Annotated in this window: 14 protein-coding genes; 6 read left to right on the top strand and 8 right to left on the bottom strand. The window is 60.5% G+C overall.

The genetic code is table 11. The features are described 5' to 3' along the window. Window positions 1–68 precede the first annotated feature (68 nt). The 5 genes from ACYZT8_RS00730 to ACYZT8_RS00710 all read left to right on the top strand — a co-directional run bounded on the left by ACYZT8_RS00730 (window position 69) and on the right by ACYZT8_RS00710 (window position 4340). Complete coding sequence (locus ACYZT8_RS00730; protein WP_461956606.1) at window positions 69–878, top strand: MetQ/NlpA family ABC transporter substrate-binding protein; 810 nt, start codon at window positions 69–71, stop codon at window positions 876–878. A 2-nt stretch (window positions 879–880) separates the two neighbouring features. Then, complete coding sequence (locus ACYZT8_RS00725; RefSeq protein ID WP_461978438.1) at window positions 881–2002, top strand: methionine ABC transporter ATP-binding protein; 1122 nt, start codon at window positions 881–883, stop codon at window positions 2000–2002. Beyond that, a complete protein-coding gene (locus tag ACYZT8_RS00720) occupies window positions 1992–2636 on the top strand; it encodes a methionine ABC transporter permease (protein WP_030128490.1) in 645 nt (214 codons plus the stop codon). The genes ACYZT8_RS00725 and ACYZT8_RS00720 overlap by 11 nt, the downstream gene beginning before the upstream one ends. Window positions 2637–3179: 543 nt before the next feature. Next, complete coding sequence (locus tag ACYZT8_RS00715; RefSeq protein WP_461978436.1) at window positions 3180–3536, top strand: DUF6124 family protein; 357 nt, start codon at window positions 3180–3182, stop codon at window positions 3534–3536. Window positions 3537–3710: 174 nt separating this feature from the next. Next, complete coding sequence (locus tag ACYZT8_RS00710) at window positions 3711–4340, top strand: class I SAM-dependent methyltransferase (RefSeq protein WP_461978434.1); 630 nt, start codon at window positions 3711–3713, stop codon at window positions 4338–4340. 118 nt (window positions 4341–4458) lie between these two features. On the opposite strand, the gene ACYZT8_RS00705 is transcribed toward ACYZT8_RS00710, so the two are convergent. The 4 genes from ACYZT8_RS00705 to ACYZT8_RS00690 form a co-directional block, all read right to left on the bottom strand. Next, window positions 4459–7512, bottom strand: a complete 3054-nt coding sequence (locus ACYZT8_RS00705; RefSeq protein WP_461978432.1) for an efflux RND transporter permease subunit — start codon at window positions 7510–7512, stop codon at window positions 4459–4461. Continuing rightward, a complete protein-coding gene (locus ACYZT8_RS00700) occupies window positions 7509–8576 on the bottom strand; it encodes an efflux RND transporter periplasmic adaptor subunit (protein ID WP_461978430.1) in 1068 nt (355 codons plus the stop codon). Before ACYZT8_RS00700 ends, ACYZT8_RS00705 begins: the two co-directional genes overlap by 4 nt. Continuing rightward, window positions 8573–9676: an efflux RND transporter periplasmic adaptor subunit gene (locus ACYZT8_RS00695; RefSeq protein ID WP_461978428.1), complete on the bottom strand. Its 1104-nt coding sequence runs from the start codon at window positions 9674–9676 to the stop codon at window positions 8573–8575. The genes ACYZT8_RS00700 and ACYZT8_RS00695 overlap by 4 nt, the downstream gene beginning before the upstream one ends. A 496-nt stretch (window positions 9677–10172) precedes the next feature. Continuing rightward, entirely contained in the window at window positions 10173–11231 is a 1059-nt protein-coding gene (locus ACYZT8_RS00690) for an IS110 family RNA-guided transposase (protein ID WP_461982331.1), read from the bottom strand. A gap of 190 nt (window positions 11232–11421) precedes the next feature. Between ACYZT8_RS00690 and ACYZT8_RS00685 the strand changes: the two genes are divergently transcribed. Further along, a complete protein-coding gene (locus tag ACYZT8_RS00685) occupies window positions 11422–12582 on the top strand; it encodes an AAA family ATPase (RefSeq protein ID WP_461978426.1) in 1161 nt (386 codons plus the stop codon). A gap of 143 nt (window positions 12583–12725) precedes the next feature. Here the strand turns inward: ACYZT8_RS00685 and ACYZT8_RS00680 are convergent, their stop codons facing one another. Genes ACYZT8_RS00680 through ACYZT8_RS00665 form a run of 4 tightly spaced genes read right to left on the bottom strand, consistent with a single transcriptional unit; the run spans window position 12726 to window position 15670 of the window. After that, window positions 12726–13589 (bottom strand): transporter substrate-binding domain-containing protein, encoded by an 864-nt coding sequence (locus ACYZT8_RS00680; protein WP_461978424.1) that lies wholly within the window; start codon window positions 13587–13589, stop codon window positions 12726–12728. Next, window positions 13586–14368, bottom strand: a complete 783-nt coding sequence (locus tag ACYZT8_RS00675; RefSeq protein WP_461978422.1) for an amino acid ABC transporter ATP-binding protein — start codon at window positions 14366–14368, stop codon at window positions 13586–13588. Before ACYZT8_RS00675 ends, ACYZT8_RS00680 begins: the two co-directional genes overlap by 4 nt. After that, a complete protein-coding gene (locus ACYZT8_RS00670; RefSeq protein WP_461978420.1) occupies window positions 14365–15024 on the bottom strand; it encodes an amino acid ABC transporter permease in 660 nt (219 codons plus the stop codon). Before ACYZT8_RS00670 ends, ACYZT8_RS00675 begins: the two co-directional genes overlap by 4 nt. Then, entirely contained in the window at window positions 15005–15670 is a 666-nt protein-coding gene (locus tag ACYZT8_RS00665) for an amino acid ABC transporter permease (protein ID WP_461978418.1), read from the bottom strand. Before ACYZT8_RS00665 ends, ACYZT8_RS00670 begins: the two co-directional genes overlap by 20 nt. Between the last annotated feature and the right edge of the window lie 305 nt (window positions 15671–15975).

Here is a 15975-nt window from a genome sequence, read left to right as displayed (position 1 = left end):
GCGTCCCGAGAGGCATTCCCACGCGGAGCGTGGGAACGATCGGCCTTAACTTGACTGGAAAACCCATCATGAAAAAGACCCTCCTCTCCCACCCAGTCAAAGCACTGGCCCTGGCCCTCGGCCTCTTCAGCTCCATCACCTTCGCCGCCGACGCGCCGTTGAAGGTCGGCACCACCGCCGCCTTCGCCATCCCGCTGGAAGCCGCCGTCGAGGAAGCGAAAAAACAAGGCCTGCAAGTCGACCTGGTCGAGTTCAGCGACTGGATCGCCCCCAACGTCAGCCTCGCGGCCGGCGACATCGATGTGAATTACTTCCAGCACGTCCCGTTCCTGGAAAACGCCAAAGCCGCCGCCGGTTTTGACCTGGTGCCGTTCGCGCCGGGGATCATCAACAACGTCGGCCTCTACTCGAAGAAATACAAAAGCTTCGACGAGTTGCCGCAAGGCGCCAGCGTCGCGATTGCCAACGACCCGATCAACAGTGGTCGTGGCCTGCAACTGCTGGCCAAGGCCGGGCTGATCACCCTCAAACCGGGTGTCGGCTACAAGGCCACCGAAGAAGACATCATCGCCAACCCGAAGAAAATAAAAATCCTCCAGGTTGAAGCCGTGCAACTGGTGCGCGCCTATGACGACGCCGATCTGGTTCAGGGCTACCCGGCCTATATTCGTCTGTCGAAGACCTTCGATGCCGGTTCGGCGCTGCTGTTCGACGGCCTCGATCACAAGGAATACGTGATTCAGTTCGTGATCCAGCCGAAAAGCAAAACCGATCCGCGCCTGATCAAGTTCGTCGATATTTATCAGCACTCGCCGGCCGTTCGTGCCGCGCTGGATAAGGCCCACGGCAAGCTCTATCAAGCCGGTTGGGAAAGCTAAGGATGACGGCCGCCACCCAACTGCGACTGGAAATTCCAGAGCCCCACAACGCGATACACACTGAACTGCATCCGGTCCTTAACCGTGCTCACGTGCGCTTCGTTGGCCTGGGCAAAACCTACACCGGCCAACAAGGTCCGGTGGCGGCGCTGCACGGCATCGACCTGGCGATCCAGCGCGGCGAGGTGTTCGGCATCATCGGTCGCAGCGGTGCCGGCAAGTCGTCGCTGATCCGCACCATCAATCGTCTGGAGCAACCGAGCACTGGCCGGGTGTTGATCGATCAAGTGGACATCGGCGAGTTCGATGAAGACCGCCTGGTCGCGCTGCGCCGACGGATCGGCATGATCTTCCAGCACTTCAATCTGATGTCGGCCAAGACCGTTTGGCAGAACGTCGAGTTGCCGTTGAAAGTTGCCGGTGTGCCCAAGGACAAACGCGAGCAGAAAGTCCGCGAACTGCTGGAACTGGTGGGCCTGCAAGGCAAGCACAAGGCCTATCCGGCGCAATTGTCCGGCGGGCAAAAACAGCGCGTCGGCATCGCCCGCGCACTGGTGCACGACCCGGAAATCCTGCTGTGCGACGAAGCCACTTCGGCGCTGGACCCGGAAACCACGCAATCGATTCTCGGCCTGCTGCGCGAGATCAATCAGCGCCTGGGCTTGACCATTGTCCTGATCACCCACGAGATGGCGGTTATTCGCGATATCTGTGATCGGGTCGTGGTGCTGGAACACGGGCAAATCGTCGAGCAAGGGCCGGTGTGGGAAGTGTTCGGCAACCCGCAGCATGAGGTCAGCAAGACCTTGCTCGCGCCGCTGCAACACGCTCTGCCGGAAGAACTGCGAAGCCGCTTGCGCCCGCAACCTCAGTCCTCGGATGCCGCGGTGGTGCTGCGTTTGCAATTCACCGGCAGCGCCACGGACGAACCGGATCTGGCGGCGCTGTTCAGCGCCCTCGGTGGCCGCGTGCGCTTGCTGCAAGGTGGGGTGGAACGGATTCAGGGCCACGCGCTGGGGCAATTGCTGCTGGCGGTGACCGGCTCGTCGCTCGGCGCGGAAGAGTTGCGTCAGCGCGCCGGCCACTGGGCGCAACAGGCGGAGGTATTGGGTTATGTGGTTTGATCGCTTGCTGCAAGGCTTCATCGACACGTTCTTGATGGTCGGCGTCTCGTCGCTGATTGCGCTGCTGGCGGGCATCCCGTTGGCGGTGATTCTGGTCACCAGTTCCAAGGGCGGCATCTACGAAGCACCGGCGCTGAACCGCGCACTGGGCGCCTTCGTGAACCTGTTCCGCTCGATTCCGTTTCTGATTTTGATGGTGGCGCTGATTCCGTTTACCCGGTTGATCGTCGGTACCACGTACGGTGTCTGGGCCGCCGTCGTCCCACTGACGATTGCGGCCACGCCGTTCTTTGCGCGCATTGCCGAAGTCAGTTTGCGCGAGGTGGATCACGGATTGATCGAAGCGGCGCAGGCGATGGGTTGCCGGCGCTGGCACATCGTCTGGCATGTGCTGTTGCCTGAGGCACTGCCGGGGATTGTCGGGGGTTTCACGATCACGCTGGTGACCATGATCAACTCATCGGCCATGGCCGGGGCAATAGGTGCGGGCGGGTTGGGGGACATTGCGTATCGGTACGGGTATCAGCGGTTTGATAGCCAGATCATGTTGACGGTGATTGTGTTGCTGGTGGTGTTGGTGGCGGTGATTCAGCTTGGCGGGGATCGGTTGGCGCGGGGGCTCAACAAGCGCTGAACACGCTGAAAATTGTAGAGCTTTTGTGGCGAGGGAGCTTGCTCCCGCTCGATTGCGCAGCAATCGCAAAATCTACTGACCGGGTTAGTCTGACACACCTCGTTGGATGGCTTGGGGGCTGCTTCGCAGCCCAGCGGGAGCAAGCTCCCTCGCCACAAAAGCGTCCTCGGCACAGGCAATTTCCCTCGCTATGGAGGGAACATTTCCCACAGAAAAATCAGTGTGCCTACAGGCCTGTTCCCTTTCATTTGCAGGACATTTCCTAGATCATTCTGCCCGCTTGCGCCTGCCAATTCCGGTGGCTAGTCTCCGTCCGTCACTGCTCATCAGTGATCGGGTTTAGTCGCCCGGATCTTCCAGGCGCACAGCGCCACCTCATTCCAGGTGTTTTCATTGCCTGAACGTTATGGTGGCTGTGCGCAGGGCACCTTCGGGTGCGCCGGTATTGCCTGGAGACCGGTCGACTAACCTGCGTGCAGCCGCCACCCCTGTTCGTTTAGTCGCGATATCGGTTGGCTCCAACTAATACCAGGAGTTTTACCAATGAAAAGATCTGTCCCCGATCCACCACCCGAAACGCCCACCGAAGGCAAGCCTGCCGGCGCCCCGCCGAGAGACCGTTCCGCTCTTTATCGTGCAATCGATTTCTACCTCACCGGTGAACAGCCTTCAGCACCCGATGAACTGCGCTTCTACAACGTCAGCGACGACGTGAGTTTCGAAGACACCCAACTTTACGTCGCAGACCTGCTGCGCTGCGCTTCGGTCACCGCATATCAGTGTGGCGATCACCTCAAGGGGGCGGACCGGGCCATGGTGTTCTCCATTTGGCATCTGCTGGAGATTGCCAAAGCCATGGTTGATCGTTCCATTGATTGTTTGGGGATGAAGCAGAGCTGAGTCATCGGTCGTCAGTGATACCGCCATCGCGGGCAAGCCCGCTCCCACAGTTGACCGAGTTGTTCCGACAGACGCGTTCCCCTGTGGGAGCGGGCTTGCTCGCGATTGGCTGCGCAGCAGTCACCGGCCTCATGGCGTATATTCGGCAAATCCCCATTGCCTGCGCAGCCCACCATGAAACAAACCCCCGACGACCTCGAGCAGATCACCTCCACCACCCTGGGCCATTACAACTCGGTGGCCGAAGGTTTTCGCGAGGGCACTCGCGATCATGATGTCAGCCAGAACATCGACGCCCTGCTGCGGCATATTCAGGGCGAGGCGCCGTTCGACATTCTCGATTTCGGCTGTGGACCGGGGCGTGATTTGCAGACGTTCACGCGCATGGGCCACACGGCTGTCGGGCTGGATGGGTCGGAGAAGTTTGCGCAGATGGCGCGTGAAGACAGTGGTTGCGAGGTGTGGCAACAGGACTTTCTGAAGCTGGATCTGCCGATTGAACGCTTCGACGGGATTTTTGCCAATGCGGTGCTGTTTCATATCCCGCGCCAGGAATTGCCTCGGGTGTTGAAGGAATTGCGCGGGGCGTTGAAGCCGGGTGGTGTGTTGTTCAGTTCCAATCCGCGCGGGGAGAATCAGGAAGGGTGGAATGGGCCGCGGTATGGGGCGTATCACGATCTTTCGGCCTGGCAGCAATTGCTGACGGAGGCGGGGTTTGTGGAGTTGGAGCATTACTACCGGCCGGCGGGGCTGCCACGGGAGCAGCAGCCTTGGTTGGCCAGCGTTTGGCGCCGCAACGACTGATCGTTCCCACGCTCTGCGTGGGAATGCCTCTCGGGACGCTCCGCGTCCCTGCGGCTATGACGCGGAGCGTCACTGGCTGCATTCCCACGCAGAGCGTGGGAACGATCAAGCGCTCGCCTTACTGCACCTCTTTTTTCGGCTCGCGGATTTTGTACCAGGCGACATAAAGCGCCGGCAAAAACAGCAGCGTCAGCAACGTCGCAATAATGATCCCGCCAATCATCGCGTACGCCATCGGCCCCCAGAACACTTCCCGGGCAATCGGAATCATCCCCAGGCTCGCCGCCGCAGCGGTCAGCAGAATCGGCCGGCGCCGATGCTCCGTGGCCTGCGCCACGGCATCCCAAGGTGCAACGCCCTCTTTCTCCAAGGCATCGATCTGGGTCACCAGAATCACCGAGTTACGGATGATGATGCCGATCAGCGCCAGAATCCCCAGGATCGCCACAAAGCCCATCGGCGTGCCCGTCGGGATCAGCGCCAGTACCACGCCAATCAAGCCGAGCGGCGCGACGCTGGCCACCAGGAACAGCTTCTGCACGCTGTGCAACTGGATCATCAGGAAGGTCGCCATCAGAAACAGCATCAACGGCACTACCTTGGCAATCGGCCCCTGGGCCTTGCCGCTTTCTTCTACCGTACCGCCCGTGGCAACCGAGTAACCCACCGGCAAACTGGCGGCGAATTTATCGATGTCAGGCTTGAGCTGTTTCACCAGGTCGGTCGGCTGAATCTCATCGCGCACCGCCGCCTTGATGGTGATCGTCGGTTTGCGGTCGCGGCGCCAGACCAGCGGTTGCTCCAGTTCATAGCGCACCGTGGCGAAGGCCAGCAGCGGAATCGAGGTGCCGCTCGGCGTCACGATCTGCAAGTTCTGCAAGGTTTCCGGTGTGCCGCGTTCCGCGTCCACCGCACGACCCACGACATTGATCAGGTAGATATCGTCATCGACCTGAGTGACCTGCGAGCCGACCACGATGCTGTTCATCAGGTTGGCCACGTCTTCTGACGACAACCCCAATTGCCGCGCCTTGTCCTGCGCGATCTCGATGCGCAGGACTTTGCCCGGTTCGTTCCAGTCGTAAATGATCTCGCCGATGTGTGAGTTCTTGTCCAGTTCGGTGGCCAGGGCGATCGCGTGTTTGCGCACCTGATCGATGTCCTTGCCGCTGACCCGGTACTGAATCGGGCGACCCACCGGCGGGCCCATTTCCAGGGCCTGAACGTAGCTGCCGATGCCGACAAAATCTTTGCGCAGCCGCTCGCGCAAGCGCTGACTGAGGGCGACACGCGATTCCAGGCCTTTGCTGACGATCACCAATTGCGCGTAGTACGGGTTCTGCAATTGCTGGTCGAGGGGCAGGTAGAAACGGATCGCACCCTCCCCGATGTAAGTGCTCCAGCGCACGATGTCCGGATCATCCTTGAGCGTCGCTTCGAGCTTATCCACCGCTTTGCGCGTTTCGGCGATAGAGGCGTTTTGCGGCAGGTTCAGATCGACGAGGATTTCCGGGCGGTCCGAGGACGGGAAGAACTGGTTCTGCACGAACTGCATGGAAAACACCGACGCGACGAACAGCGCAATCGTGATACCGATGGCCCACCAGCGGTTGCGCATTGCCCAGAGCATGCCGAAATTGAAGGCACGGCCGATGCGACCCGGCTCGGCGTCATGGGGCTTCACGTTGGCGCTGAGGATGTGCACGCCGATCACCGGGGCGAACAACACGGCGACCACCCACGACACCAGCATCGCCACGGCAATCACCGCAAACAGGGTGAAGGTGTACTCACCCGCCGAGCTGGCGTTCAAGCCGATGGGCACGAAACCGGCCACGGTCACCAATGTGCCGGTGAGCATCGGGAACGCGGTCGAGGTGTAGGCAAACGTCGCCGCCTGCTCCTTGGTCTCGCCCATTTCCAGGCGCGTGACCATCATCTCGACGGTAATCATTGCGTCGTCCACCAGCAGGCCGAGGGCGATGATCAGCGCACCGAGGGAGATCCGCTGCATGGTAATGCCGCTGTATTCCATGAAGATGAAAACCATCGCCAGCACCAGCGGGATCGAGCACGCCACCACCAGCCCGGCACGCACACCAAGGCTGACGAAGCTGACGATCAGTACGATCACCACCGCTTCGAACAAGGCACTGGTGAAACCGCCGACGGCTTTTTCCACCACATCGGCCTGGTCGGAAACCGTGTACACACCGACGCCCACCGGCAAGTCCGCGGTCAGGTCGGTCATGCGCTGGTGCAACGCCTTGCCGAACTCCTGGATGTTGCCGCCCTTCTTCATGGCGATGGCGAGGCCGATGCCCGGATGGCCGTTGTAGCGAAACTCCGGTGTCGCCGGGTCAACGTAGCCACGGCTGATGTCGGCGATGTCGGCCAAGCGGTAGAAGCGATCATTGAGCCGCAGGTTGACGTTGGCCAGGTCTTTCTCGGAAGCGAACTGCCCCGAGGTGCGCACCGAAATGCGCTCGGGACCGGCCTCGATCACCCCGGCCGGGGTCACCGCGTTCTGGGTTTGCAGGCTCTGCACCACCTGGCGCTGATCGATGCCCAGCGCCGCCAGTTTACGGGTGGAGAAATTCAGGTAGAGGACCTCGTCCTGCTCACCGACCATCTCGACCTTGCCCAGCCCCGGCACTTCGCGAATTTCGGCACGGACCTGTTCCACGTAATCGCGCAACTGGCGCATCGACAAGCCATCGGCGGTAAAGGCGTAGACCGAACCGAACACATCACCGAATTCGTCGTTGAACCCCGGCCCTTGCAGGCCTTGGGGGAAGTCGCCGCGAATGTCGTTGATCTTCTTGCGCACCTGGTACCAGATTTCCGGAATGTCCTTGGCACTGGTGGTATCACGCAGGTTGACGAACACCGTCGATTCGCCGGGCCGCGTATAGCTTTTCACGTAGTCGAGGGAGTCGAGTTCTTCGAGCTTCTTCTCGATGCGGTCCGTGACCTGCTTGAGGGTTTCTTCCTGGGTCGCGCCCGGCCAGCGGGTCTGGATGACCATGGTTTTGATGGTGAACGACGGGTCTTCCTCGCGACCCAGGTTCATGTACGAGAACACGCCCATCAGCAGCGCGACGAACATCAAATACCAGACAAATGACTGATGCTTGAGGGCCCATTCGGATAAATTGAAACTCCCTTTCATTGTGGGCTGTCCTCGTCGATTTTCACTTTTTGCCCGGGTTTCAGGCTGTTCACACCGGCACTGACCACCCGCTCACCGGACTTCACGCCACTGGCCAGGATCATCGTTGAGTCCGTGCGGCTGACCAGATTGACGTCTCGTGGGGCAACGGTCTGGGTCTGCGTATCGATGACCCAGATGCGGGTTTTGCCATCGACCTCCTGAAGCGCACTCAAGGGCAGTTCGATGCGCGGTTTGATCGCGGAGCTGAGAGTCACACTGATCGCAGTGCCCAGGCGAAAACCGGGCGGTGTGTCGGTCAGGGTCAGGCGGGCTCGACGGGTACGGGTCGCACTCTGGGCCTGAGGCTCGATTTCCCGAACGGTGGCGGTGGTGGTGATTCTCGGGTCCAGTTGCGCCGCGACTTGAAACACGACGTCGGTCGGCAACTGATCGACCAAGGTGTCCGGCAGGTCGATCACGGCTTCCTTGATGTCCGGCTGCGCCAGGGTCACCACTTGCTGGCCGGCGGTGACGACTTGCCCGGCTTCGGCATTCCACGCGGTGACCACGGCTTTGTGGTCGGCGCGCAGTTCGACGTAGTTGAGCTGGTCCTTGGCCTGATCGACCGCCGCTTGCGCTTGATCGAGGGAGGCCTGGGTGGTTTTGAGGTCGGTCTGCGCGATGTCGAGTTGCGCCTGGGCGCCGACGCCGCGATCGAACAATTCCTTTTGGCGCCGGGCGTTGGCCTGGGCGTTGATGAGTTGCGCCTGGACGCTGGCCAGATTGCCCTGGGCGGAACGCAACTGGTTCTGCTGATCGGTGGGGTCGAGCGTGGCGAGTAACGCGCCCTTTTCTACTTCGGCACCGACATCGACGCTACGGCTGGCGATGCGCCCCGGCACGCGGAACCCGGTATTGCTTTCATAGCGGGCCTGGATGCTGCCGGCGAAGCGGCCGAGATTTTCCTCATCCAACGCCTGGACCTTGACCGATAGCACCGGGCGTACCGGCTCCGGCGGCGGTTCTTCTTTCGAGCAGGCCGCCAGCATCACCGCGGTGCACACCAGTAACAGACGCTTCATGGCTGGGCTTCCACTGCTAAATCCTTGTAGGTGTTTTCGGCGATTTCGACTTTCACGCCGGGGTGCAGTAACTGGCCACCCGCGATGACGACTTTTTCGCCACCCTGCAGACCGGCGCTGATGATCACTTTGCCGATCAGGTAACGACCGACCGTGATGGTGTGCAGTTGCGCCTTGCCCTCAGCGTCCACCAGCCATACCGCCGGATCGCTGAGGTTTTTGGTCAGCGCCGACCACGGCAACTCCACGGCGGATTTGCCCGGCGTCTTTGCCGTGGCGCTCACCACCGAGCCCAATTGCATGCCTTCCGGCAGACCGTCGAGGGTGACTTTGACTTGCACGGTGCCGGTCTGCGCGGACACCGCCGGGGTGACTTCCCGCACGGTGCCGGTGGTTTTGATCGCAGGGTTGTCGAGCAGACTGACCACGACGGTTTTATCCTCCGGCGCCTCGGTCAGCAGCGATTCGTAGACGTTGAACACCGCGTCGCGCTCGCCATCGCGCGCCAGGCTGAAAATCGGCACTGTCGCCTGCACCACCTGGCCGACCTCGGCCTGACGCGCAGTAATCACCCCCGGCGCATCGGCAACCAACGCGGTGTAGCGCAGTTGATCGCGAGCGTTGGCGAGTTGCGCCTGGGCAGCGGTCAACGCGCTCTGACTGCTGCGCAACGCGGCTTGGGCGGAATCGTATTCGCTTTGGCTGGTGTAGCCCTTGGGCAGGAGTTTTTGCTGGCGAACGAACGCGGCGGCGGTCTGCGTGACCCGGGCCTGCTCGGCGACGACCTGGGCCTGGGCCGAGTCGACGTTGGTCTGCAGGTCCTTGGGATCGAGTCTGGCCAGCACTTGCTTGGCCGACACCCGGTCACCGACATCGACCATGCGCTGAATGATCTTGCCGCCCACGCGGAATGACAATTCGGTCTGGACCCGGGCCTGAACATCGCCGGTGAGCGTCACCGAGGCGGCGTAATCCGTGGGTTTGACCACTTGGACGAACACCCGTGGACGGTCCTTCTCGACCGGTTTTTTATCACCACACGCGGTCAGCAGGGCAAGGAGGCTCAGGCCAACCACTATTTTCAATCCGGGACCAGCCATGCAGACTCCTTTGCGTTGTACGGACGTGCCAATGGCGATACGACTGTGAGCTTAGAACAGGGTTCCACGGGTGCACCTGACGGTTTCAAATAAACCGATCACGCCGTAATCCTTGTAGCAGCTGGCGGAGCCTGCGTTCGGCTGCGCAGCAGTCGTCAATCCGGCTTGCACGGTCCGCCTGATACACCGCGTGCGCTGATTTTACGACTGCTGCGCAGCCGAACGCAGGCTCCGCCAGCTGCTATGTATGGACTCGCCCCCACTGTCTACCCGCTTTTGAAAAACCGCCGCCCCGTTGCATCTATGTATTAGGCCTATTCGAGGAAGCCGTCTTCGGCTTCTGGCCAAAATTGGAAGAGCTCGTGGTATGCCGATTACAGTCAGGCCTCGAAGGCCAGTAGCAGCTAAGGCATCAATCCACGCCGGTCTTACCTGGGGTCAATGTTTTTCAGCAAAGGGTCGGACAGTTGGTACCTCGGTGGCAGAACTCTGTCGCTCAGTGGCTCATCGTCGCTTGCTGGCCATCACCCGCCTGGCGACGATAAGTCTGGTCATTCTGTAGAAGCACCCAGACGATTCGCAGGTTGCGGTTGGCTAGCCTGATCGCAGCCTCCTTACGACCCAGCCGGCTCATCCAGCGCAACAAGCGGCGGTCATCGGGTTGCTGGGAATCAGGTCGTAGTTGTTGCAGTACCGCATGGGCTCCCTGGATCATCAGGCTGCGTAAATAAACATCGCCTCGCTTGGTCATGTCCCCCAGCCGGACCGTCTGCCCGCTGCTGTGCTGGTCAGGCACCATGCCAAAGTACGCGGCAAACTTGCGGGCATTGGGAAATCGCTCAGGCTTGGTTTCCTTGGCCACCAGTGCCGTGGCAGTGACTGGGCCGATGCCGCGCACAGTCATCAGTCGCTTCGCCGTCATGTCGGCGTTGGCGGCCACTTCCAGGCGCCCCGTCAGCACGCTGATGCGTTCGCCCAAATGGTGCCACTCGGCCAACAGTTCGTCGATCAGTTCACGCAGCAGGCCCGGCACCGGCTGGGTGGCATCTTCCAGTACCCGCGGAATTTTCTGGCTGATCGCAACATCGCCCTGCGCCAAGGCCACGCCATGCTCGAGCAGCAGGCCGCGCATCTGATTGCTCACCGCCGTGCGTCGACGCACATAGCCTTGGCGGGCGCGATGCAACGCCTGCATTGCCAGCGCCGCAACGCTTTTGACCGGCACTGCGTAGATCTTTTCATCGCGACCAGCGCGCAGAATCGCCAGCGCATCGTTGCGATCATTTTTAGGCCCGCTACGATGTGTGGCCACCAAACGGGCTGGAAGAATCCGCGCCAGATTGCCTTGGTCTTGCAGCTGCCGGGCCCAGGCTTGAGCACCCGGACCGGTCTCCATCAGAACCACGACATGAGGCGGCAACTGGCGTAGAAACTCATAAAACGCCTCGCGCGACTTGATCCGTTGCTCGTAGTGCACTTGGCCGAGGACGTCTTCACCGGCGACCTGAAAGACCTGCTTGGCCAGATCGACCGCCACGGTTGTGCAGGCCGACAAATCGGAAGAAGACAGGGATTGATCAATCGAAGTATGCTTTTTCATGGACTCGCCCTCGCTGTCGTTGGCTGTTTAGACTGCCATCGTGGCGCATTGACGCCTCGGCTTGGGCGAGTCCATCCAATTACAAGGGATCACAGTGCTCTCGACAATAAGGCAAACTGGCAGCCTCTGCAGCAGGAAGCTTCCCATGCTCAAAACCCTCGCGGTGGCCAATTACCGCTCGATCAATAAATTGGTGATTCCGCTGGGCCGGTTGAACCTGATCACCGGCCCCAACGGCAGCGGCAAATCCAACCTCTACCGCGCGTTGCGGCTGCTGGCGGAAACCGCTCAGGGCGGCGTCGTCAACGCCTTGGCCCGTGAGGGTGGGCTGGATTCGACGTTCTGGGCCGGGCCGGAAACCATCACCCGGCGTATGCGTAATGGTGAAGTCCCGATCGAGGCCACCGTGCGCCACGGCGCCAAACGCCTGCGCCTGGGGTTTGCCGGTGAGGATTTCAGCTATTCGATCGCGCTGGGTTTGCCGGAGCCGAGCCTGTCCGCGTTTTCCCTGGACCCGGAAATCAAAAAGGAATGCATCTGGAACGGCCCGTTTTACCGCCCGGCCAGTCTCATGGTGGAACGTAACGGCCCGATGATCCGCGCCCGGGTCGGTCGCGACTGGGACGTGCTGGCCCAGCACACGCCGAATTTCGACAGCCTGTTCGATCAGGTCGGCAGCTTCCGGACCTCGCCGGAAGTCATGCAATTGCGTGAGTTCATCCGCCGCTGGCGTTTCTACGATCACTTTCGCAGCGATGCCGATGCACCGGTGCGCCAACCACAACTGGGCACTCGCACGCCGGTGTTGCATCACGATGGTCGCGACCTCGCCGCCGCGTTGCAGACGATTCGTGAAATCGGCGACCCCGAGGCGTTGCAGTCTGCGATCAGTGACGCGTTCCCTGGTGCACGACTGAATATCGCGCCTTTGCAGGGCGGGCGGTTTGCGATTGAGTTTTTCCAGGAAGGGCTGTTGCGACCGTTGTCGGCGGCCGAGTTGTCGGATGGGACCTTGCGTTACTTGCTGTTGGTGGCGGCGTTGCTGACGCCTCGTCCACCGTCGCTGATGGTGCTCAACGAGCCGGAAACCAGTTTGCACCCGGACCTGTTGCCGGCGTTGGCGCGGTTGATTATCCGGGCGTCGGAGCAGTGCCAGGTGTGGGTGGTTTCCCATGCGCGGCGATTGATCTCGGCGTTGCAGGAAGATCCGGAATGCAATTGCATTGTGCTTGAGAAAACATTGGGTCAGACCGGGATTGTCGGGCAGCGCTTGCTGGATGAGCCGGCGTGGTATTGGCCGGACTAGTCGGCGCCTGAGAAACCGAATCGCGGGCAAGCCCGCTCCCACAATGATCTTCAGCGGACATATATTCTGTGTCCAGACCCAAATCCTGTGGGAGCGGGCTTGCCCGCGATGAGGACCGAAAGATCGATGAAAAAGTTAGAGTCTCACCCCTGCCACTTCCCACCCTCGACAATCACGCTCTCTGGCTTGGTGTCATCGCTCAGCTCTTTACGCACGTATTGGTCGTAAAGCTTCAGCAAGTACTTCTCCTCGCCCAGTTTCGCCAACTCGGCATTCACCCAGTCACGCAGTTCGATATTGCCCTTCTTCACCGCCGGCGCGATCGGTGCTTCTGCGCCCAGGGTCTGGGTCAGCACGCGGTAGCCAGGGTTTTGCTTGGCCCAGCTGAACAGCACCAGATTGTCCTGTGCATAAGCGTCGCCGCGCCCATTGGCCAGCGCTTGCAGAGACTCGGAGTTTTTCTCGAACTTCAGCAGTTTCCAGTCCGGGTGGTTCTTGGTCAGCCAGATGTCGGCCGTGGTGCCGGTGGTCACGATGGTGGTGCGAGTCGCCAGGTCATCGAGGTTTTTCACCGTGCTGGCTTGCGGAACCAGTGCCTGCACCGCGACCTTGAGGTTCGGGTTGGTGAACTCCACCGCTTCCTTGCGCTCCGGGGTGACGGTCATGTTGGCCAGGATCAGATCGACCTTGTCACTTTGCAGGAACGGAATCCGGCTGGCAGGTTCCACCGCAACGAACTCGACTTTGTTCTCGTCGCCCAACAGGTCCTTGGCGAATTGACGGCCGATGTCGGTATCGAAACCCACATAACGTCCGGCCTCATTGACGAAGCCAAACGGCGGTTTGTCGGTGAAGACGCCGACGATCAGCTTGTCCCGCGCCTTGATTTTTTCCAGGTAGCTGGCGGTGGCCGCAGGCTTGGCGGGTTCATCGGTTTTGTTGCAACCGGCCAGCAAAGCGAGGCCGAGCAGCGGGAGTAGCAGCAGTGAAGTCTTGGCAGTTTTCATAGCGGTTCCAGTTCCTTTGTTTGAGTCGTTTTGGGTAAAGCGGCGACGTAGGAGAACTTCTCCAGGAACTGCTGCGCTCGTGCGGTTTGCGGGTTCGTAAAGAAAATCTCGGGTGGGTTTTGTTCGAGGATTCGCCCGGCATCCATGAACACAATTCGGTCCGCCACGGCGCGGGCAAAGGCCATTTCGTGGGTGACGATCAGCAGGGTCATGCCCTCGCGAGCCAGGCCTTGGATGACTTCGAGCACTTCCTTGACCATTTCCGGATCAAGGGCGGCGGTGACTTCGTCGAAGAGCATGACCTTGGGGTTCATGCACAGCGAACGGACAATGGCGATGCGTTGCTGCTGGCCACCGGAGAGCTGACGCGGGAAGGCGTCGCGCTTGTCCAGCAAGCCCACACGCGCCAGCAAGGCTTCGGCCTGATCCCGGGCTTCGCGGCGCTCGCGTTTCTGCACTTTGACCGGGCCGAGCAGCAGGTTGTCGAGCACGCTCATGTGCGGAAACAGGTGATAACTCTGGAACACCATGCCGATCTGCTGTCGCACTTCGCGCCAGTCGGTGCCCTTGTCCAGCAGCTCGCGCCCGGCGAAATTCAGGCTGCCGCCGTGCGCGACTTCCAGACCGTTGAGGCAGCGCAGCAAGGTGCTTTTGCCACAGCCGCTGGGGCCGAGGATGACGATCACTTCGCCTGACTTCACGTGCAGGTCGATGCCGTCCAGCACTTGCTGCTCGCCGAAAAACTTGTTGAAACCCTTGAACTCGATCAATGCGCTCATGCTTGCGTCCAGCGCCGCTCCAGCACGCGCGAAGCGGCCGACAGCGGGTAGCAGATGAAAAAGAAAAACAGGAACAGCGCGCCGTAGATCAGTACTGATTCATAGGTGCGTTCGATGATTTGCTGGCCGACCTTGATCACGTCCACCACGCCGATCAGCACCGCGAGAGAGCTGGTCTTGATGATTCGCGTGTAGACGTTGATGGTCGGCGGCGTCATGCGTTTCAGCGCCTGGGGCAGCAGCACGTAGCCGTAGAGTTGCGGGCCATCCAGACCAATCGACAACCCCGCTTCACGCTGCCCGCGCGGCAACGAATGCAACGCGCCACGCACCACTTCGCCGACCTCGCTGGCGCCCCATAGCGACAGCACCAGCACTGCGCACCAGAAGCTCGGAATGCTCAGGCCGAAAAAAATCGGCAAGCCAAAAAACAGCAGGTACAGCCACACCAGTACCGGGATCGCCCGGAACAATTCCAGGTAGACCCGCAAGAACACGTTCAGCCATTTGACGTTGAGCGTGCGCAACACGCCGTAAAGCACGCCGCCAACAGTGCTGATGGCGATGCTCAAGAAGGAAATCGACAAGGTTTGCGCCGCGCCCTTGCCCAGTTGCGGCAAGGACACCCAGAGCAATTCAAGACCCGAACTGGCCATGCTGGAGCCTCCTTTCCAGACGGCTGAGCAGCAGCGACAGCGGCAAGAACAACAGCACGCAAATCAGCGTCAGCACGGCGAGCATTTCGTAGGTTTTGTAGTAGAGCGCGATGTAGCTTTTGGTGGTGTAGAGAATCTCCGGCACCGCCACCGCCGAGACCACGGTGGTCTCCTTGAGCAGGAAGATGAAATTGGCGAACAGCGACGGCAGGCTGAGAATCCCGGCTTGCGGCAGGATCACGTAGCGCAGCAGTTGCCCGTGGGACAAGCCGATGGAGCGGCCGGATTCGAGTTGAGCCTGGGGCACGGCGTCTACGCCGGCACGCAGTACTTCGGTCAGGTAAGCGCCGCCAAGAAACGTCATGGTGATGATCGCCGCAGCAAACCCCGAGACCTTGATGCCCAGCGCCGGCAAGGCGAAGTACACGAAGAACAGCTGGATGAGCAGCGGCGTGTTGCGCGCCAACTCGACATAGAGTCCGACCAGCCGCTGCAGGTAGGGCGTGCGAAACACCAGAATCGTTGCGTTGATCAGGGCGACCAGCAGCGATGTGCCGATGGCGATAAAACCGACCTGCAGCGTCATGCCCACGGCTTTGAGAAACGCCGGCAAGGTGCTGAGGATAAAAGCGTAATCGAAGTTCATTGAACATCCTGGACGTCGCGGGGGTAAGCGACGGTGGTGCAGTCCATGGGCAGTGGATAACCGCCCGGCAGGCACCGACTTTAAAGGTATAAAAAGAAGAATTTAAATACCGTTAAAGCATATTGATATCACGCAAAAAACTATCCGCCGGATTTGCCCAGGCGAAGGAAGACGACTATTTTCCTTGCAGCTGTAGGAGGGATCTTTTTTTCAAAAAGCCCCTCCAAGGACGCACAGCTTTTGGCCAGACTCCCTGGCCGAACCATCACAAGGAAGAGAAAAATGGCTGACGTGAAAGTGCCACA

Source organism: Pseudomonas sp. LB3P93 (genome assembly GCF_054898025.1).
Note: the sequence above shows the minus strand (reverse complement) of the source record. Positions and strands in the feature narration are given on the sequence as shown.